This window comes from Pseudomonas sp. ES3-33, from assembly GCF_000952175.1.
Classification (GTDB): Bacteria; Pseudomonadota; Gammaproteobacteria; order Pseudomonadales; family Pseudomonadaceae; genus Aquipseudomonas; species Aquipseudomonas gregormendelii.
Genome location: NZ_JZRI01000126.1, coordinates 57,558 through 76,759, shown reverse-complemented (window position 1 = coordinate 76,759; position 19,202 = coordinate 57,558). Strand labels below are relative to the sequence as shown.

The following is a 19,202-nucleotide window of genomic DNA, read 5'->3' as shown; positions in this document are numbered from 1 at the left end:
GGAACTTTTCAGGAATAATTATCGAAAGTAAATAGCACGCATTATCATTCGCGCCGTTCAGCCACATCCCAAAAATTCTAAGGACGCGCCCTCCAAAATGCCTGCCCCTTTTCGCCTTGTGCCCTTCAGCTTGGGTCTCTCAGCTGTGCTTTCTGCCGGTTTTTCCTACGCCGCACCGACCATATTACCGGCGACTTCCATCAGCGCCGAAGCTGAGGCCGATGACCCGCGAGTGAAGGAAACCAGCACGGCGACCCGCACGGCGACACCGGTGCGTTACGTTCCCCAGGCCATCGACTCGGTGAAAACCGCGAACGTGATGGACTACGGCACCAACGACCTGGGCACGGCACTCAGTGGCGTTCCCAACGTCAGCAGTGGCGCCGACACCCGTTTTGATAGCCTGCGCATTCGGGGCTTCGACGCCAGCAACGACTTTTACCTCGACGGCATTCGTGACGACAGCCAGTACGTGCGCGACCTGCACAACATCGAGAAGATCGAAGTGCTCAAAGGCCCGGCAGCGGTGCTGTATGGCCGTGGTAGCCAGGGCGGCATCGTCAATCGGGTCAGCAAACAGCCAGAATTCGGCCGCCGCTCGACCATTGAAGCGCAAGGCGGCAGCGAAGACCTGCGCAGCCTGTACGCCGACCTGAGTACCGACCCGACCGATAACATCAGCCTGCGCCTGAACATGGGCAATATGGACGAAAACAGCTTCCGCGATGGCGTCAGCGGCAATCGCCAACTGTTCGCGCCATCGATGAGCTGGCAGCTGACCCCGGACCTCAACTGGCTGGTGCAGTACGAGTACAGCCGTTACAACCGCACCCCGGATCGTGGAGTGCCTGGGGTAAATGGCCGCCCGGCAGATGTAGGACGGGATACCACCTACGGCAGCGATCACGATTTCATCGACGACAAGTCACAATCCCTGCGCTCCAAACTCAGCTACGAACTCAGCGATAACTGGCAGCTTCGCCATACCCTGGGCGTATTCAAGCTCAACAGTGATTTTGATAATACCTACCAGACCGGCTACACCCCGGCCACCCACCAGGTCACGCGCCAGCACTGGCAACAGGACCTGACCACCCGTAACGTTTTCAACAACGTCGAGCTGGAAGGTGGGTTCGACACCTTCGCCCTGGAACACCGGTTGCTCACCGGTATTGAAGTGGGCAGCCAGCGCCGTGATCCGACGCTGTACAACGCTGCTACGTCGGGGCCAGGCAGCTCACCGGTGCCGGCACTCGACCTGTTTAACCCCAACCGTGAGCTGCGCCATACCGGGCGCATGCAGGTGGCGAGCAACAACCACACCGAAGTCGAGAGCCGCGCGGTGTACGTGCAGGATCAGCTGCGCCTGAACGACCAATGGCAGGTGTTGGCCGGCCTGCGCTACGACACCTTCGATATCGAATCGACCAACCAGCTGCGCAATATTTCCGAAGACCGTGACAGCCACAGCACCAGCACCAGCCCGCGTGTAGGCCTTGTCTGGACACCGCTGCGGGATCATTCCTTCTATGCGTCCTGGTCCAAGACCTTCTCGCCGGTGGGCGGAGGTTTGATCGGCATCACGCCGGGCGCCACCGGTAACGGCAATGACCTGAGTCCAGAGCTGACCAAACAAAAGGAAATCGGCGTGAAGTCCGACTGGCTCGACGACCGGCTGAGCACCACCCTGGCGATCTATGAACTGGAACTCTACAACCGGCGCACCAGCGACCCGCTGGACCCGACCATCACCTTGCTCACCGGCAAGCAACGGTCCCGCGGCATCGAGCTGACCGGTACCGGCCGTATCACCGGCAACTGGTATGTGCGCGGTGGTGTGGGCATTCAGGATGCGACGGTGGAAAAGGACAACAACGGCTTTGAGGGCAAGCGCATCAGTGACGTGGCCAAGCGTAACGGCAGCCTGTTCGTGACCTGGAAACCGGAGATGGGTTGGTACGCGGAAACCGGTTTGACGCTGGTGGGTGATCGGTATGCCGATAACCTCAACACGGTGATGATGCCGGGCTATGGTCGGTGGGATGCATTGGCCGGGTTCCGGCAGAAGGATTGGGATCTGCGGGCGGCGTTGAACAATATTGCGGATAAGGAATATTACGAGTCAGCGACGAGTCAGTTTCAGATTCAGCCGGGGGCGCCGCGTAGCCTGGTTGTGACCGGAACCTACAGCTTCTGATCACCGCAAAACCTGTAGGAGTGAGCCTGCTCGCGATGAGGCCGATGTCAATCGGCAGATGCTTTCTGACAGACCACTATCGCGAGCAGGCTCGCTCCCACACTTGATCTTCAGCGTTTAAAAAGCAAAAAAAAGCGCCGCCATCCCGGCAGCGCTTTTATCAATCCGTTGTTTTCTTCTTATCCTTCCATCACATCCCACAACGCTTCCAGTTCCGCTTCGCTGAATAAACCAGCGGGGTAGCGCTCGATCATCATCCGGCGCGGATCAGGTTCCCTGATCTGACGCGTTCCATTGGATTTCAACCAGTGCGCCAGGAGCTGGAGCGATTCGTTGTTGACTGCCAGGGGATGCGACGCCTGCTCGCTCACTACATTGACTTCGGCGTTCATCTCCGCGCTCTCTCCCGGTGTATGAGCGGCTAACTTATCCAAGGTTTGTGACAGAACATCGCAGTTCTCCCCTCCTTGTTTAACCCCATAACCGATACAAGAGCTGTGCCAATGTGTTGACGTTGTCGATAAGCGGACACAAAAAAGCCCGCAGTCCTGATGGACGGCGGGCCTCTCGTGTCAGTCAGTAGGAAAATCGTCGAGTTGAAATTTTTCCAGTCAACTCAATCTGTTACAACCCCACTCACTCGTTGTGCGGCGCCGGCTGCTGTTGGGTAAGGCAGTGAATGTTGCCGCCGCCCAGTAACAACTCACGCCCCGGCACCATCACCACTTCGTGCTGGGGAAACAGGTTCTGCAGGATTTCCCGCGCCGGACCATCCAGCGGGTCGTCGAAACTTGGAGCGATGATGCCGCCGTTGACGATCAGGAAGTTCACGTAGGAACCCGCCAAGCGAACGCCAGGATTTCGTTCCTGGCTGCCGTCGACCGGATCCACGCCCGCACATTCTTCCTCGGTCGCGTACAGCGGCCCCGGAATCGGCATTTTGTGCACCGTGAATGGGCGCCCCTTGGCATCAGTGGCGCTTTCCAGCACTTTCATTGCGGCCTGGCAGCGCGGGTAGTTCGGGTCTTGCGGATCGTCGGTCCAGGCCAGCAGTACTTCACCCGGACGGATGTAGCAGCAGAAGTTATCCACATGACCATCGGTTTCGTCGTTGAACAAACCGTCCGGCAGCCAGATGATTTTATCCACAGCCAGGTTGGCGCTCAGCACCGCTTCGATTTCAGCGCGGTCCAGGTGTGGATTGCGGTTGCGATTGAGCAGGCACTCTTCGGTGGTGATGAGCGTGCCTTCGCCGTCGACGTGAATCGAGCCACCTTCGAGCACAAAACCTTCGGTGCGATAGCGCGGGCTGCGTTCAATCTCGAGGATCTTGCCGCCGACCTGCGAGTCGCGGTTCCACGGCGAATAGAGGCCGCCGTCGAAGCCGCCCCAGGCGTTGAAGTCCCAGTTCACGCCGCGGACTTCGCCACTGTTGTTGATCACGAAAGTAGGACCGGTGTCGCGGACCCAGGCGTCGTCGCTGGACATCTCGACAACCCGGATATTCGGCACGTCCAGGCGCGCACGGGCATTTTCATACTGGCCGGCGGAGACCGCCACGGTCACCGGTTCGAAACGCGCGATGGCCTTGGCTACTGCAACGTGGGCGGCTTGCGCCGGCTTGCCGCCCAGACGCCAGTTGTCCGGGCGCTCTGGCCAGATCATCCAGGTTTGGGTTTGTGGCGCCCACTCGGCCGGCATGTAGAAGCCATCGGCGCGGGGCGTGCTGTTTAAAGTGGTCATGACGATCAGGACTCCAGGGCACCGTCTAGGGTTTTGATAGCACCATACAGGTTGGGGCGGCGGTCACGGAAGGAGCCCCATGCACTGCGGGTATGTTCCAGCAGGTCCAGATCGAAGCTCTGGACCAATACGCCTTCTTCGGTTTGATTGAGTTCCTGCACCTTTTCGCCGAACTGGTTGGCGATAAACGACGAACCGTAGAAGGTGATGTCGTACCCGTCCTGCTCTTCATTGCCGATACGGTTACTGGCGATCAGCGGCATCAGGTTGGCGCCGGCATGGCCTTGTTGCACGCGCTGCCAGTGGTCGCGGGACGAGATGGTCTTGTCGTGCGGCTCGCTCCCGATGGCGGTCGGGTAAAACAGGATTTCCGCGCCTTGCAGCGCCATGCTGCGGGCACACTCGGGGAACCACTGGTCCCAGCAGATGCCCACGCCGATTTTCGCGTAGCGGGTATTCCACACCTTGAAGCCGGTATCGCCCGGGTTGAAGTAATACTTTTCATGGTAACCGGGGCCGTCCGGGATGTGGCTTTTGCGATAAATCCCGAGGTTGCTGCCGTCTGCATCGATGATGGCGATGCTGTTGAAGCGCGCGCGGCCGGCCAGCTCGTAGAAGCTGATGGGCAGCACGACTTGCAGCTCCCTGGCGATTTTCTGGAAGTGCTTGATGGCGACGTTGTCTTCGACCGGGGTGGCCAGTTGCAGGTAATCGGCGTTGGGCTTCTGGCAGAAGTACGGTGCTTCGAACAATTCCTGGATCAGGATGATTTGCGCACCCTTGGCTGCAGCCTCGCGGACCAGCCTTTCAGCGGTCTCGAGGTTGGCCTCGAGGTCCCAGGAACAAGCCATCTGGGTGGCGGCGACGGTAACGATACGACTCATGAATCATCTCCTGGGCAAGCGGCTGGGGTCAGTGTGACGACGACCCATGACAGAAAGCGGAAGCCCAGGCGGAATTTCACCATGCCGAGGCAGTGGCGACTTTATAGCCGATAAAAATCGGCTTTAAAAGCGAATATTTTTAGAAAAATGAATATATACGCTGTAAACACCGATAATAATCGATATCCCTGGACGACCCCACACCCGTAGGAGCTGCGTAGGAGCTGCCGAGTGCAACGAGGCTGCGATCTTTTGATGTTGTATTTTTTAAGATCAAAAGATCGCAGCCTCGTTGCACTCGACAGCTCCTACACGCCATCAACACAGCCCAACAGCGCCCAACAGCGCCCAACAGCGCAATGGGCATAGGGTTCAAAGGCCCTCTGCAAGCACCTTCGAAAGCATATCCACAAAGAAATCCACACTCCGGCGCGACGTCACCATCGGCGGTTTGATTTTCAGCACGTTCAGGTAATCCCCCGTCGGCTGCATGAAAATCCCCAGCTCGCGCAGCCGATCACATAGTGCCGTGGTCTCCTGCGTCGCCGGCTCCAGGGTCTCGCGGTTACGGATCAGCTCCACCCCAAGATAAAATCCGGAACCGTGCACCGCGCCCACCAGCGGATGAATATCGATCAGGGCCTCAAGTCGCTCCTTGAAGTACCCGCCCACGACCTGAGCGTTGTCCCAGAGTTTTTCTTCCTCCATCACATCCAGCACCGCCATGCCGATCTGGCAGCTCACCGGACTGCCACCCGCCGACGAGAAGAAATAGCCCTCGGCCTCCAGCGCCTCGGCGATTTCCCGGTGAGTGATCACCGCGCCCAAGGGCTGGCCGTTGCCCATGCCCTTGGCCATGGTGATGATGTCCGGCACCACGCCCTGCTCCTCAAACCCCCAGAAAAAGTGGCCCATGCGACCGTAGCCGACCTGCACTTCATCGGCGATGCACACCCCACCCTGGGCGCGTACCAGGGCGTAGACCTGCTTCAAATAACCCGGCGGCAACGAGATTCCGCCCGCGTTGCCATAGACCGGTTCGCAAATGAACCCGGCAAGCTGGCGCTGCTGCCCGGCGATTTTCGCCAGGTGGTGCTCGACGCTGCGCACGTAATCGGGAGCACTGTCGGGGCCACGGAATTCGCCGCGATAGGTGTTCGGCGCCGTCACCGGATGCACCCAGTCCGGCCGGCTGCTCAAGGCCTGGGGGTTGTCGGCGATCGAGGTCGAAACGGCGTCCGCGCCCACCGTCCAGCCGTGATAAGCCTCCAGCACGCTGAGCATGTCGCGCCCGCCGCTGTAGGCCCAGGCCAGGCGAATGGCCAGGTCATTGGCCTCGCTGCCGCTGTTGACCAGGAACACCCGGTCCATGGAGTCCGGCGCCAGTTTGAGCAGTCGCTCGGAAAACTCGGCGACTGCCGCGTAGTTGAACCGTGAGTTGGTATTGAGCAGCGACCACTGGCGACTGGCGACCGCCGCCATGCGCGGATGGCCATGACCCAAGACTGCAACGTTGTTGAGCATGTCGAGATAGGAGCGGCCCTGCATGTCGATCAGGTGATTGCGCCAGCCGCGCTCGATACGCGGCGGGTCCACGTAGTAGTGTTTTTGCGTGCGGGCGAAACTGGCCTCGCGACGCGCCAGCAGGGTCTGCGAATCCAGCTCCTGTTCCGCATCGCAGGCCAGCCCCAGCAGGCTTGCCGGCGACGGGCATAGCGCCTGCCAGGCGGCAGCGCGGGAAGGTGTGCAGAACAACGGCGCGTTTAGCGAAGCGCCGCGACACAGCTGCACCCGCAGCGGCCCGTTCACTGCACCCAGCACCTGGCCTTTGACCAGTGCCGCGCCCGTGTGCAGCGACGGCTGGACGCCCCACAACCGCAGGCTCAATTGCGGGCCATCGAGTTGCAGCACACCCGGCTCGGGTTCATGGACCATGCCGGCAAACGGCGACTCGACCGCCGTGCCCATGGGCACCCTTAATTCGACGTGCAGCGGGCAAGTGTCCGGCTCGCGAAACGAATCCGGCTGGGTGCGCGACAGGCGATATTGCCCGTTACGACTGGCCGCCAGTTCATGCAAGGCGGCGGCCTCGTCCAGCAGGCGCTGATCGATGCCCGGCTGTTCCCAGTTGCCGGCTTCGAAATGCGGGCTCAGGACGCCCAGGTCAATCAGGGCAAACTCTCGTCCGACCAGGCCCGGCAGCAGCGGGGCAAACCCTTCGCTGCCAATGCCCGGCAGGTGCTGACCGACGGCAGACAGGATCGCCGCCTCCATCAATTCCAACGGTACCGAAGTGGCCACGCGAAAGATTTCCCACTCGTGGGTCAGGTTGTCACGGCTGTAGGCATTGCCCGGATCGATGCTCACCTGCTGCTCGCCACTGAGCACCAGCACGGCGGCGCGGGCCACGATCAGCGGCCACAGCGCCAGGAGCTCTGCGTGCTCCAGTGGATTGACCGCGTGATACGCCTGCACCGCCGGCAGGATGTAAAACGGATCGCCACCGGCATGATGCAACAGCGCCGCGCAGGTCACCGACAGATCGGTGATGCGCCAGGTACGGATCAGGTCGCCGAAATCGATCACGCCCTGTAATTGCCACAGGCGATCAGCATCGCGTTGCCAGACTACGTTGTCGTCGGTGATGTCCATGTGAATGGCCTGCACCGGCAGCTTGTCCACCAGCGGTTGCAGATGCCGTTCGGCGCGTTCCGCTGCATCGGCGATTTGCCGGCGCTGCGTGTCATCCTTGATCACCGGCAGCAAGTGCGCAATCAGCGCATTGGCGTGACGGGCATCCCATTGCAGCGTGCGGGTCAGGCCGGGATGATCAAAGTCGGCCAGCGCCAGGTCCATTTCGCCGCAGAGCCGCCCGAACCCGGCAACGACGGCACTGGGCAGGTGATCGAGGTCTGTCAGCGGCTGACCGTCGATGTAACCCAGCAGCCGCACATGCACGGTCTGATCGGCCACTTGCAGGGTCAGCAGGTCCGCGCCGCTCCTGGCGCAAATAACCCGGGGCACTTGCACCCCGGCCTTTTCGGCCAGGTGCTTGAGGCCTGCATGCTGGGCTTGCAGCTCTTGCACGGCATAGTCGCCGCGGCAGATTTTCAGGACGAAGCGCCCCTGATCGCTGTCGACGCGGTAATTAAGATCCTGCTGACTGCCCAGGGCCCGCAGCGTTGCGCTCAACCCGTAATGCTCTGCGAGCAGCCCAAGCGCAAGCTCGGCCGACACTTGTGGGCTGGGCAAACTGGCGCGATGAATCAACGTGGCGAGCGGCATACAACGACCCCTGAGAATTTGATCAGGCGCTTATATCGCCATTGCTTGGGGCGATACGCAACCCCCCACAATCACACACCCCTCGCGCCACCCGGCACTTTGCGCAAGAATGCCGACCATCAACGCGACAGGCGCTCGACCTCATGACCCCGACTCTCCCCCGCAGACCCCGCTGGCGCAGCCTCGCACTGCTCGCGCTATGCCTGGCGCCGTTGCTGTGGCCGCTGGAGCATCTGGCCGAACGCTATTACCGCAGCGAACTGGCCGGGCAGAACCGCCAGACACTTGACCTGTACGTCGCCAACCTGCTTGGCACCCTGCACCGTTATGAGGTGCTGCCGCAGATTCTCGGCGAGCTTCCAGCCCTGCGCGCCGTACTGGGCGCGCCGGACGACGGCGTGAGCCAAGGCAACGCCAACCGCCTGCTGAAAAACATCAGCGCCCAGACCGGCGCCGAAGTCATGTACCTGATGGACACCACCGGCAAAACCCTGGCGGCGTCCAACTGGGACAAACACGACAGCTTCGTGGGGCGCAATTTTTCCTTCCGCCCCTACTTCAGCGAAGCCATGGCCGGTCGCCTTGGGCGCTTCTTCGGCCTGGGCACGACCTCGGCCAAGCGTGGCTATTTTTTTGCGGCGGCAGTTCGTCAAGGCGAAAAGATCATCGGCGTATTGGTGGTCAAGGTTGACCTCGACCATACCGAGAGCCTATGGGGCAACACCCCGGAACAGCTGTTGGCCACCGATCAGAATGGCGTGGTCATTCTCACCTCACGGCCGGAATGGCGCTTTCGTTCGACCCGCACCTTGAGCGAGGCGGAGAACAAGGCGATCACGGCGATCCAACCCTACCCCACTCGCGATCCCCAGCCGCTCAAGCTCAACCCCGATGCGTGGCTGACCCAGTCCCACCAGATCGACGAGACCGGCTGGACGGTGAACATCCTCGCACCGCGGACCCTGATCGACCGCCCGGTGCGCACGGTCGTTGCCATTGGCGGCGCCACCCTGCTGGTGTTGATGCTGCTGCTCGGCCTGATGATGCAGCGCCGCCGCCATTACCTGGAGCGAATCGCCTTCGAGGCCAAGGCCCGTCGCGAACTCGAAGGCCGGGTTGCCGAGCGCACCAGCGACCTTGAAGGCCTCAACCGGCGGCTCAAGGAGGAAGTGCTGGAACGCGAACAGGCGCAGCAGGAATTGGTGCGCGCCCAAGATGACCTGGTGCAGGCCGGCAAGCTGTCGGCACTGGGGACGATGTCCGCCAGCATCAGTCATGAGTTGAATCAGCCGCTGGCGGCGATCCGCAGCTATGCGGAAAACGCCGAGGTGCTGCTCGATCACCAGCGCACCGACGATGCCCGTGGCAATCTCAAACTGATCAGTGAACTGACCGCGCGCATGGCGTCAATCATCGCCCACTTGCGCGCATTCGCCCGCCGCGATCGCCATGCGCCGGAGAGTGTCGCCCTGCAACCGGCGCTGGACGACGCACTGGCCCTGCTCGCCAAGCGCCGGCGCAGCATGGAGGTCGAACTGATCCGCGATTTGCCGGCCGCCACCTTGTGGGTTGAAGCCGGCGAAACCCGCCTGCGCCAGGTGCTGGGCAATTTGCTGGCGAATGCCCTGGACGCTCTTACGGAAAAAGGCCCGCCGCGTAAACTGTGGCTGAGTGCCCAATCCACTGCCGAAGGCGTCAACCTGTACATTCGCGACAATGGCCCGGGTTTTTGCATGGAAGCCCTGGGCCGCGCCAGCGAACCTTTCTACACCACCAAGACCCGCACCCAGGGCCTGGGGCTGGGGCTGGCGATCTGCGAAACACTGATGCGCGCCTTCGGTGGTGAACTGTCGTTCTCCAACCACAAGGAAGGCGGCGCGCTGATTACCTTGAAATTGCGCGCAGGCGCACCGGGCGTGAGCCTGCAACCGTCCGAGGACCGAAGTGCATGACCATCGACAACCGCATCCAGGTCGTGCTGATCGACGACGATCCGCACTTGCGCCAGGCCCTGAGCCAGACGCTGGACCTTGCCGGCCTGAAGATCCTGCCGCTGGCCGAAGCCAAGGGCCTGGCTGCCCAGCTGGAGCGAGACTGGCCGGGCGTGGTGGTCAGCGATATTCGCATGCCGGGCATGGACGGTCTCGAACTGCTGACCGACCTGCATGCCCAGGACCCGGAGCTGCCGGTGTTGTTGATCACCGGCCATGGCGACGTACCGCTGGCGGTGCAAGCGATGCGCGCCGGGGCCTACGACTTCCTGGAAAAACCTTTCGCCAGCGATGCCCTGCTCGACAGCGTGCGCCGGGCGCTGGCCCTGCGCCGGTTGGTGCTGGATAACCGCAGCCTGCGCCTGGCACTGAGCGATCGCAACGAGCTGAGCGCCCGCCTGGTGGGACATTCAGCGCCAATGGCGCGCCTGCGCGAGCAGATCGGCGCCTTGGCGGCCACCCGGGCGGACGTGCTGATCCTTGGCGAAACCGGCGCGGGCAAGGAAGTGGTCGCCCGCGCGCTGCACGATCTGTCGAGTCGGCGCAACGGGCCATTCGTGGCAATCAATGCCGGCGCCCTGGCTGAATCGGTGGTGGAGAGTGAGCTGTTCGGGCACGAGCCCGGGGCTTTCACCGGGGCGCAGAAGCGCCGCATCGGCAAGTTCGAATTCGCCAACGGCGGCACGCTGTTTCTCGATGAAATCGAGAGCATGAGCCTGGATGTGCAGGTCAAACTGTTGCGCCTGCTGCAAGAGCGAGTGGTTGAGCGGCTTGGCGGCAACCAGCAGATCCCGCTGGACATCCGCGTCATCGCTGCAACCAAGGAAGACCTGCGCCAATCTGCCGACCAAGGCCGTTTTCGGGCCGACCTGTACTACCGCCTCAATGTAGCGCCGCTGCGCATCCCGCCTTTGCGCGAGCGCGGCGAAGATGCCCTGATGCTGTTCCAGCATTTCGCCAACGAGGCCAGCGCCCGCCACGGTCTGCCTCCCCACGAACTGCAACCGGGTCAACGCGCCCTGCTATTGCGCCACACCTGGCCAGGCAACGTACGGGAGCTGCAAAACGCCGCCGAGCGCTTCGCCCTGGGCCTGGAACTGGCCCTGGACAACAGCGCACCGGATGGCACATCCGGGGTCACGGCAGAGGTGATCAGTGGCGGGTTGAGCGAACAGGGGGAAAACTTCGAGAAGAGCCTGATCGCGGCCGAGCTCGCGCGCTCCCACAGCTCGGTCCGCAGCCTGGCGGAAGCACTGGGCATCCCGCGCAAAACCCTGCACGACAAACTACGCAAGCACGGCCTCAACTTTGCCGATGGTGGCGCCCACACCGCCACCGACGAACTCGACTGAGCTACCGTCCAATCACCGCCACCTACAAGAGAGCGTTCATGAACCTCGACAGTCGTCACCTGGAAAGCATCCTGCACCACGACATTCCCCTGACACGGGACATGGGCCTCAAGGTGCTCGACTGGCACGACCAGCAGTTACGCCTGCACCTGCCGCTGGAGGCCAACGTCAACCACAAGAGCACGATGTTTGGCGGCAGCCTGTATTGCGCCGCCGTACTGGCGGGTTGGGGCTGGTTGCACCTGCGGTTGCGCGAGGAAGGCATTGAAGACGGGCACATCGTGATTCAGGAAGGGCAAATCAGTTATCCGCTGCCGGTGACCATGGACGCGATTGCGATTTGCCAGGCGCCCGGTGCGGCGCAGTGGAAGAAATTTTTGGCGATGTACCGGCGGTATGGGCGGGCGAGATTGACCCTGCAATCGCGGATTGTGAATGCCGAGGGTGCCGAGGATGCGGTGACGTTTAGCGGGCAGTACGTTTTGCACCGTTAAGATCAAAAAATCGCAGCCAGGCTGCGATGTTTTCGATCGTTAACCCTGAGCCAGTTCCAACAACTGCTGTCGCCAGGACGCCTGGGCCGGCAGCGCCAGGAAAAACCCGTTCAACAACGACTCCCGCGCCGGGTAACTGAACGTTTTACCGCTCAACTCCAGCACCTCGCCCCCGGCACCTTCCAGCACTCCCTGGGCCGCCGCCGTGTCCCACTGCGAAGTCGGCGCCAGGCGCGGATAACAGTCCGCCGCGCCTTCGGCCAGCAGGCAAAACTTCAATGAGCTGCCGATGTTGGCCAACTCCAGCTCACCGAGACTCGCGCTCAAGCCTGCAAGCAAGCGCTCCTGCTCGGGGCTCGAATGCCGGCGGCTGGCGACTACGGTAAAAGGCTCACCTGCCGGCGGCACTTGGCGGACCTGAATAGGCAAAGGCTCGGCACCTTTATCCCCGCGCCATGCCCCCATGCCTGCGCCTCCGACATAAACGCGCCCATTGGTCGGCATCGATACCACCCCAAACACCACGCGGCCTTGCTCGATCAGGGCGATGTTGACGGTGAACTCCTCGCTGCCCGAGATGAATTCCTTGGTCCCGTCCAGCGGATCGACCAGCCACCAGCGCTGCCAGCCGGCGCGCACGCTTTGGGGGATGTTGGCGTCTTCTTCCGAGAGCACCGGGATGCTTGGGTCCAGAGCGGTCAGCCCGTCCAGAATCAGATGGTGAGCCGCCAGGTCAGCTGCTGTGACGGGCGAATAGTCGGCCTTGGCAGTCACGGCCGTGCCGGTGCGCCAGAACGGCAAAATGGCGTCGCCTGCCTGCAATGCCAGTTCGATCACGGGCGCCATCAGAGGATGTGGGAAATTCATGGCTGGTACACCCCACGCTGTGTCAGCAGATCCCGGGCCAGATAGAGCGCGGCCAACGCACGGCCTTCGGTGAATTGCGGGTTCTGCGCCAGCGCCGACAGCTCGCGCAGGTTGACCTTGCTTACGCCCATCGGCTCGGGCTCGTCGCCTTCCAGGCGTTCCTCGTACAAATCCGTGGCCAGCACCACCTGGATCTTCTGGCTCATGTAGCCGGGCGACAAAGACAATTCGGTCAGGTGTTCCAGCTGCCGCGCGCCATACCCGGCTTCCTCCTTGAGCTCGCGTTCGGCCGCCGCCAGCACGTCTTCGCCGGGTTCGATCAAACCCTTGGGCAACGACATCTCGTACTCATCGGTGCCGCCGCAGTACTCCTCGACCAGCACCGCATGATCCGCGTCCAGCATCGCCACGATCATCACCGCGCCATAGCCGGCGCCCTTGCCGACCAGTCGCTCATAAGTGCGCTCGACGCCATTGGAAAAGCGCAACTTCAGCTCTTCGACGCAGAACAGGCGGCTGGTGGCGACGATCTCGCGAGCGAGGATGGTAGGTTTCTGGCGCATGAGCGGCTCCTGGGTGATAGCGAGTTACTATACCCGGCCTATCCTGAATGTTGACCCCGGATATCCTTTTTACCGCTGGAGAAGTTTTTATGTCCCTGCTGCCCTGGCATGACATCGATACCGTTTTGCTGGACATGGACGGCACCTTGCTGGACCTGCATTTTGACAACCATTTCTGGCTGGAGCACCTGCCGCAACGCTATGCACAGCTGCATGGAGTCAGCCTGGCGATGGCCGAGATGGAGTTGCAGCCGCTGTTCGAACGCCACGCCGGACAGTTGCAGTGGTATTGCCTGGACTTCTGGAGCACCGAGCTGAAGTTGTCGGTTCGCGAGTTGAAACTGGAGACCGCGCACCTGATCGCCCTGCGCCCGGACGCGGACACGTTCCTGGCGGCGATTAAAAAAGCCGGCAAGCGGGTGGTGATGATCACCAACGCCCACCGCGATTCCCTGTCACTCAAGCTTGAACGGATTGAACTGGCGCCTTACTTCGAGCGGCTGATCAGCTCCCACGATTACGGCTTTCCCAAGGAAAATCCGCAGTTCTGGGACGCCCTGCAGGCGGATATCGGCTTCGATCCGGCGCGCAGCCTGTTTATTGACGACACGCTGCCGATTTTGCGCAGTGCGCGGGACTTTGGCGTGGCACATCTGCTGGCGGTGCGGGAGCCGGACAGCCGCAAAGGGCCCAAGGACACGGAGGAATTTGCGGCGGTTGAGGACTATCGGCAGCTTGTTGCAGGGCTCTAGACCGAGTCGGCTGCATCGCGGGCAAGCCTTGCCCGCGATGGCTATCTAAAGCTTTACTCTGGAATCCGCAACGACTGCCCCGGATAGATCTTGTTCACATCCTTGAGCATCGGTTTGTTGGCTTCGAAAATCTTGTTGTACAAGTTGGCATTGCCATACACCCGCAGGGAAATCGCGCTCAGCGTATCGCCCTTCTCCACCACCACAAACTTCGCAGCCACCATCACTGGCCCGGTCACGGTAATCTGGTCTTCAACACCACTGACGCCCGCCACGTTGCCCAGGGACAACAGGATCTTTTCTTTCTCTTCCTGGGTGGCGGCTTCACCACTGGCGATCACCTTGTCGCCCTCGACCTTGACCTGGATCTTCGAAGTATCGATGCCCGTCAGCGCATCCTTGACGTGCTTGGTCAGCGCCTCACTATTGGCTTCGGCCTTGTCCGGCGTCAGCGCATCGAGGATTTTTTCACCGGCTTCTTTGAGAAAACTGAAAAGGCTCATCGTGTGCTCTCCATGGTAATAAAAGGGTCCAGACGCAAAAGCCTAGACCAAGCTTGCACACTGCGGTTCCAACCCGACCAATGACGCCGCTTCCCGCCAGGGGCTAGAATCGGCGCCTTCCTGCGCCCTGGAGCGAAGATGGACATCAAGCAGCTGAAATTTCTCATCGCACTCGACGAAACGCGACATTTCGGCCAGGCCGCCGCGCGCTGCCACATCACTCAACCGACCTTGTCGATGCGTTTGCGCAGCCTTGAAGAAGAGCTCGAATTACCCCTGGTCAACCGCGGCCAACGCTTTGAAGGCTTTACCGCGCCGGGCGAGCGAGTGCTGGCGTGGGCGCGCACGGTGCTGGCGGCCTACGACGGGCTGCAAGCCGAGGCGGCCGCCTGTCGCGGCAATCTGGTCGGCACCCTGCGCCTGGGGGTGGTGCCGTTATCGAGTTTCGATCCATTGCCGTTGATGCAGCGCCTGCATGCGGAACACCCGAACCTGCGCTTCGAGTTGTCTGCATTGAGCTCCGAGCAAATTCTCGAACAACTGGCGAACAACCGCCTGGACCTCGGCGTGTCTTACCTGGAACGCCTCGACGGCGAGCGCTTCGACTCCCTGGCCTTCAGCGAAACCCGCATGGGCCTGCTTTACGATCAGCGCTTCTACAGTTTTAGCGAGGCACCGCTGAGTTGGGAGTCGTTGATCGAATTACCGCTGGGCATGCTCACCAGCGGCATGCACTTTCGCCAATCCATCGACCACAATTTCCACAGTCGTGGCCTCAGTCCCCAGCCTCTGCTGCAGACCGACGCCGTGCATCAACTGTTACAAGCTGTGCACGGCGGCTTGTGTTGCGCCGTGATGCCGCTGGATGGCGGCCTGGAAAACCTCACCGACCACCTGCGCCTGCAACCCATTGAAAACGCCCAGACTCTCGCGCGCCTGGGGTTGATCATGCGGCGCAGCGCCCCTCGATCGGCACTGGCCGAGGCGTGTTTTGCGATTTATCAAAAATCATCCACGGACGCTTGATCGACGCCATCTATCGGCACATCAGTATTAGCGATTAGACGCGACCGTTTGACGCGCCTAGGCTTAAAGCTGATCAAACCGTGGTGATGCCATGAACGCCAAGCGCCCAGCCTGCGCGGCGCCTGCCCTCGAAACGCCCGCGCCCGCTGCGAGTCAGACTTACAGCTACAACAACCTTGATGCGTCCGGATCGGCCAATACCGAGCTGGCCGAGGAAGTTGCGCTGGCGATTGCCTACAACGGCATCAGCCAGGCCGTGATGCTGGTGACCCCAACCGACCTGGAAGACTTCATCGTCGGTTTCAGCCTCGGCAGCGGCATCATCGACGACCCCGCCGACATCTACGACCTGCAACTCAGCGGCTCCGGCTCGGCGCAGTACGCGCAAGTCACTATCGCCAACCGTGCATTCTGGAACCTCAAGCAGCAACGCCGGCAACTGGCCGGAACCAGCGGTTGCGGGTTGTGCGGAGTGGAGGCGGTCGAGCAGGCGTTGCCAGACCTGAAAGTATTGCCCGGCGCGCCATTGCCTCCGATTGCCTGGCTCGACGGCTTGCGCCAGCGCATCGGTGCTTTCCAGCCCCTTGGCCAACACTGCGGAGCAGTACATGCCGCGGTGTTCATGAATGATCGGGGCGAGTTGTTGCTGGGTCGCGAAGATATCGGCCGGCATAACGCCCTCGACAAGCTGATTGGTGGCCTGATCCGCCAGGAGATCCCGATTGGCGCGGGGCTGGCGATCGTCACCAGCCGTTGCAGCCTCGAACTGATCCAGAAAGTGTTGCGCGCAGGCATCCAGACCCTTGTCAGCCTGTCTTCGCCTACGGGCCTTGCTGTGCAATGGGCGCGCCGACACAACCTCAATCTCATCCACCTGCCGCAGAAAAGTGCGCCGCGGGTCTACAGCCCTGCGATGGAGAACCTCACGTGAGCCAACATCATCAAGCCGACCAGAAACCCGTCCCCCGCTACAAGCCCTACAAAGGCCCGGCCGGTGGCTGGGGCGCGCTGATCAGTGTGGCCCAGGCGTGGCTGACCAGCGACAACGCGCTGAAGAACCTGCGCATGATGCTCAAGACCAACCAGAACGGCGGCTTTGACTGCCCGGGTTGCGCCTGGGGGGACTCGCCGGAAAGCGGCATGGTGAAGTTCTGTGAGAACGGCGCCAAAGCCGTGAACTGGGAAGCGACCAAGCGCCGGGTGGATGCTGCCTTCTTCGCCAAACACAGCGTCAGCTCGCTGCTGGAGCAAAGCGACTACTGGCTGGAGTATCAGGGCCGCCTGACCGAACCGATGAGCTACGACGCCGAAACCGATCGCTACAAGCCGATCAGCTGGGAAGCGGCCTTCGCCCTGATCGGCAAACATCTGCAGGGCCTGTCGAGCCCGGATCAGGCCGAGTTCTACACTTCGGGGCGCGCCAGTAACGAAGCGGCCTACCTGTATCAATTGTTTGTGCGCGCCTATGGCACCAACAACTTCCCCGATTGTTCGAACATGTGCCACGAGGCCAGCGGCGTGGCGTTGGCGCAGAGTGTCGGCGTGGGTAAAGGCACGGTGACGTTCGACGATTTCGAACACGCCGATGCGATATTTGTCTGGGGCCAGAACCCCGGCACCAACCACCCCCGGATGCTGGAGCCGCTGCGTGAAGCGGTCAAGCGCGGCGCCCAGGTGGTGTGCGTCAACCCGTTGAAAGAGCGTGGGCTGGAACGCTTCCAGCATCCGCAGCACCCGATCGAAATGCTCACCAATGGCGACAAGCCGACCAATACCGCGTACTTCCGGCCGGCGCTCGGCGGCGACATGGCCTTGCTGCGCGGCATGGCCAAATTCCTGCTGCAATGGGAGCGCGACGCGCAGAAGACTGGCGGGCCCGCCGTGTTCGACCACGACTTCCTCAATGAGCACAGCGTCAATGTGCTGGAGTACATGGGCGCCATCGATGACACGCCATGGGAGCAGATCGTCGAGCAATCCGGCCTTGCCCTGGTGGAGATCGAGCAAGCGGCACGGATGTACGCCTCGGGCAAGAACGTGATCATGTGCTGGGCGATGGGGATTACCCAACACCGTCATTCCGTGCCGACGATTCAGGAAATCGCCAACCTGATGCTGCTGCGCGGCAACATCGGTCGCCCAGGCGCCGGCCTGTGTCCGGTGCGTGGCCATAGCAACGTGCAAGGCGACCGGACCATGGGCATCAACGAACGTCCGCCGGTGGCGTTCCTCGACTCCCTGGAACGTCGCTTCCAGTTCAAGGTGCCGCGCGAGAGCGGCCACAACGTGGTTGAGGCGATTCATGCAATGGCCGAGGGTCGCGCCAAGGTGTTCATCGGCCTGGGCGGCAACTTCGCCCAAGCCACGCCGGACAGCCCACGCACCTTCAAGGCGCTGAGCAGCTGCGACCTGACCGTGCAGATCAGCACCAAGCTCAACCGCAGCCATCTGGCCCACGGCAAGGACGCGCTGATCCTGCCGTGCCTGGGTCGCACCGATATCGATATCCAGACCGAAGGCCCGCAAGCGGTGACCGTTGAAGACTCGTTCAGCATGGTCCATGCCTCCAACGGCCAGTTGCAACCGCTGTCAAACCAGATGCGCTCGGAGCCGTCGATCATCGCTGGTATCGCCGCCGCTACCCTGGGCAGCCGGCCCGTGGACTGGAGCTGGCTGGTGGCCGACTACGACCGCATTCGCGACCTGATCGCCGATACCATTCCAGGTTTCAAGGACTTCAACGAGAAAGTGAAGAATCCAGGCGGTTTTTACCTGGGCAACAGCGCCGGTGCCCGCAAGTGGAATACGGCGTCGGGCCGGGCCAGTTTCCGCCCCAATATCCTGCCTAAGGACCTGGTTCACGAACGGACGCGCGCCACGGGCGTGCTGCCGGATCTGATCATGCAGTCGATGCGTTCCCACGATCAGTACAACACCACGATCTACGGGCTCGATGACCGGTATCGCGGGGTCAAGGGGCAGCGCGACGTGCTGTTTGTCAACGAAGCCGACATCATCCGCCTGGGCTTCAAGCCTGGACAGAAGGCAGACATCGTTTCAATCTGGGACGATGGGCGTGAGCGCCGGGTGAAGGGTTTCACGTTGCTGGCGTTTGATATCCCGGCGGGACAGGCTGCCGCTTATTATCCGGAGGTGAATCCTCTGGTGCCGTTGGAAAGCACGGGGGATGGCAGCCACACGCCGACGTCGAAATTCGTGGCGATCCGGTTGGAAGCGGCAAGCGAAACCGGTTTGATCATGGCGAGGTCGGCGTAGGGTTGTTTCGGCCGATCCAGCGCCATCGCGGGCAAGCCTTGCTCCCACCGTATTGTGGTTCAGATGATTTTGCTGAGTGTAGGGCCTTGTGGGAGCAAGGCTTGCCCGCGATAGCGTCAGCCCGGGCAATTACCTTTCAATCGCCCACAAAAAAGGCCATTTCTGTGTGGAAACGGCCTGTCTGAAGTAGATAAAGACCAGCGAAAAAGCATTAAGTTCCGCCCAAAAAACAGTAACTTACGCAATTGTGTACAAGTCGTGTCACTCGT

Annotated in this window: 15 protein-coding genes; 8 read left to right on the top strand and 7 right to left on the bottom strand. The window is 61.6% G+C overall.

Annotation, left to right across the window (positions count from 1 at the left end):
* Positions 1-97 precede the first annotated feature (97 nt).
* Positions 98-2,197, top strand: coding sequence for a TonB-dependent receptor (locus tag UB23_RS21715; protein WP_045061342.1), 2,100 nt, complete (start codon positions 98-100; stop codon positions 2,195-2,197).
* 179 nt (positions 2,198-2,376) lie between these two features.
* Here the strand turns inward: UB23_RS21715 and UB23_RS21710 are convergent, their stop codons facing one another.
* The 4 genes from UB23_RS21710 to UB23_RS21695 all read right to left on the bottom strand — a co-directional run bounded on the left by UB23_RS21710 (position 2,377) and on the right by UB23_RS21695 (position 8,109).
* Positions 2,377-2,589 (bottom strand): hypothetical protein, encoded by a 213-nt coding sequence (locus tag UB23_RS21710; RefSeq protein ID WP_045061341.1) that lies wholly within the window; start codon positions 2,587-2,589, stop codon positions 2,377-2,379.
* Between the two features lie 244 nt (positions 2,590-2,833).
* Positions 2,834-3,940: an agmatine deiminase gene (aguA, locus tag UB23_RS21705; protein ID WP_045061340.1), complete on the bottom strand. Its 1,107-nt coding sequence runs from the start codon at positions 3,938-3,940 to the stop codon at positions 2,834-2,836.
* 5 nt (positions 3,941-3,945) lie between these two features.
* Positions 3,946-4,824 carry an N-carbamoylputrescine amidase gene (gene aguB, locus UB23_RS21700; RefSeq protein ID WP_045061339.1) on the bottom strand — a complete coding sequence of 293 codons (879 nt, stop codon included), beginning with the start codon at positions 4,822-4,824 and terminating at the stop codon, positions 3,946-3,948.
* A gap of 372 nt (positions 4,825-5,196) precedes the next feature.
* Positions 5,197-8,109 carry an aminotransferase gene (locus UB23_RS21695; RefSeq protein WP_045061338.1) on the bottom strand — a complete coding sequence of 971 codons (2,913 nt, stop codon included), beginning with the start codon at positions 8,107-8,109 and terminating at the stop codon, positions 5,197-5,199.
* Between the two features lie 143 nt (positions 8,110-8,252).
* Here UB23_RS21695 and UB23_RS21690 point away from each other — a divergent pair, with 143 nt between their 5' ends.
* The 3 genes from UB23_RS21690 to UB23_RS21680 are packed head-to-tail and all read left to right on the top strand — an operon-like array spanning position 8,253 to position 11,946.
* Positions 8,253-10,061 (top strand): sensor histidine kinase, encoded by a 1,809-nt coding sequence (locus tag UB23_RS21690; RefSeq protein WP_045061337.1) that lies wholly within the window; start codon positions 8,253-8,255, stop codon positions 10,059-10,061.
* Positions 10,058-11,452, top strand: a complete 1,395-nt coding sequence (locus tag UB23_RS21685; RefSeq protein WP_045061336.1) for a sigma-54-dependent transcriptional regulator — start codon at positions 10,058-10,060, stop codon at positions 11,450-11,452. Before UB23_RS21690 ends, UB23_RS21685 begins: the two co-directional genes overlap by 4 nt.
* A gap of 38 nt (positions 11,453-11,490) precedes the next feature.
* Positions 11,491-11,946 carry a YiiD C-terminal domain-containing protein gene (locus UB23_RS21680; protein ID WP_045061335.1) on the top strand — a complete coding sequence of 152 codons (456 nt, stop codon included), beginning with the start codon at positions 11,491-11,493 and terminating at the stop codon, positions 11,944-11,946.
* A gap of 39 nt (positions 11,947-11,985) precedes the next feature.
* On the opposite strand, the gene cysQ is transcribed toward UB23_RS21680, so the two are convergent.
* Together cysQ and nudE are read right to left on the bottom strand one after the other, a co-directional pair.
* Positions 11,986-12,813 carry a 3'(2'),5'-bisphosphate nucleotidase CysQ gene (gene cysQ / locus UB23_RS21675; protein ID WP_045061334.1) on the bottom strand — a complete coding sequence of 276 codons (828 nt, stop codon included), beginning with the start codon at positions 12,811-12,813 and terminating at the stop codon, positions 11,986-11,988.
* Positions 12,810-13,376, bottom strand: a complete 567-nt coding sequence (nudE, locus tag UB23_RS21670; protein WP_045061333.1) for an ADP compounds hydrolase NudE — start codon at positions 13,374-13,376, stop codon at positions 12,810-12,812. Before nudE ends, cysQ begins: the two co-directional genes overlap by 4 nt.
* Positions 13,377-13,465: 89 nt before the next feature.
* Between nudE and yrfG the strand changes: the two genes are divergently transcribed.
* Complete coding sequence (gene yrfG / locus UB23_RS21665; RefSeq protein ID WP_045061332.1) at positions 13,466-14,128, top strand: GMP/IMP nucleotidase; 663 nt, start codon at positions 13,466-13,468, stop codon at positions 14,126-14,128.
* A gap of 53 nt (positions 14,129-14,181) precedes the next feature.
* Here yrfG and lysM read toward each other — a convergent pair whose 3' ends face one another.
* On the bottom strand, positions 14,182-14,631 hold the full coding sequence (lysM, locus tag UB23_RS21660) for a peptidoglycan-binding protein LysM (protein ID WP_045061331.1): 450 nt from the start codon (positions 14,629-14,631) through the stop codon (positions 14,182-14,184).
* 138 nt (positions 14,632-14,769) lie between these two features.
* On the opposite strand from lysM, the gene UB23_RS21655 reads away from it, so the two are divergent.
* The 3 genes from UB23_RS21655 to UB23_RS21645 all read left to right on the top strand — a co-directional run bounded on the left by UB23_RS21655 (position 14,770) and on the right by UB23_RS21645 (position 18,933).
* The gene (locus tag UB23_RS21655) at positions 14,770-15,657 is read left to right on the top strand and encodes a LysR family transcriptional regulator (protein WP_045061330.1); all 888 of its coding nucleotides are present in this window, start codon (positions 14,770-14,772) and stop codon (positions 15,655-15,657) included.
* 91 nt (positions 15,658-15,748) lie between these two features.
* A complete protein-coding gene (fdhD, locus tag UB23_RS21650; protein WP_045061329.1) occupies positions 15,749-16,588 on the top strand; it encodes a formate dehydrogenase accessory sulfurtransferase FdhD in 840 nt (279 codons plus the stop codon).
* Positions 16,585-18,933, top strand: a complete 2,349-nt coding sequence (locus UB23_RS21645; RefSeq protein ID WP_045061328.1) for an FdhF/YdeP family oxidoreductase — start codon at positions 16,585-16,587, stop codon at positions 18,931-18,933. Before fdhD ends, UB23_RS21645 begins: the two co-directional genes overlap by 4 nt.
* Positions 18,934-19,202: the final 269 nt, after the last annotated feature.

Excerpts from the sequence above, each read along its gene's own strand:
- UB23_RS21715 (WP_045061342.1), top strand. The coding sequence starts at position 98 with ATGCCTGCCCCTTTTCGCCTTGTGCCCTTCAGCTTGGGTCTCTCAGCT.
- UB23_RS21710 (WP_045061341.1), bottom strand. The coding sequence starts at position 2,589 with ATGAACGCCGAAGTCAATGTAGTGAGCGAGCAGGCGTCGCATCCCCTG.
- aguA (WP_045061340.1), bottom strand. The coding sequence starts at position 3,940 with ATGACCACTTTAAACAGCACGCCCCGCGCCGATGGCTTCTACATGCCG.
- aguB (WP_045061339.1), bottom strand. The coding sequence starts at position 4,824 with ATGAGTCGTATCGTTACCGTCGCCGCCACCCAGATGGCTTGTTCCTGG.
- UB23_RS21695 (WP_045061338.1), bottom strand. The coding sequence starts at position 8,109 with ATGCCGCTCGCCACGTTGATTCATCGCGCCAGTTTGCCCAGCCCACAA.
- UB23_RS21690 (WP_045061337.1), top strand. The coding sequence starts at position 8,253 with ATGACCCCGACTCTCCCCCGCAGACCCCGCTGGCGCAGCCTCGCACTG.
- UB23_RS21685 (WP_045061336.1), top strand. The coding sequence starts at position 10,058 with ATGACCATCGACAACCGCATCCAGGTCGTGCTGATCGACGACGATCCG.
- UB23_RS21680 (WP_045061335.1), top strand. The coding sequence starts at position 11,491 with ATGAACCTCGACAGTCGTCACCTGGAAAGCATCCTGCACCACGACATT.
- cysQ (WP_045061334.1), bottom strand. The coding sequence starts at position 12,813 with ATGAATTTCCCACATCCTCTGATGGCGCCCGTGATCGAACTGGCATTG.
- nudE (WP_045061333.1), bottom strand. The coding sequence starts at position 13,376 with ATGCGCCAGAAACCTACCATCCTCGCTCGCGAGATCGTCGCCACCAGC.
- yrfG (WP_045061332.1), top strand. The coding sequence starts at position 13,466 with ATGTCCCTGCTGCCCTGGCATGACATCGATACCGTTTTGCTGGACATG.
- lysM (WP_045061331.1), bottom strand. The coding sequence starts at position 14,631 with ATGAGCCTTTTCAGTTTTCTCAAAGAAGCCGGTGAAAAAATCCTCGAT.
- UB23_RS21655 (WP_045061330.1), top strand. The coding sequence starts at position 14,770 with ATGGACATCAAGCAGCTGAAATTTCTCATCGCACTCGACGAAACGCGA.
- fdhD (WP_045061329.1), top strand. The coding sequence starts at position 15,749 with ATGAACGCCAAGCGCCCAGCCTGCGCGGCGCCTGCCCTCGAAACGCCC.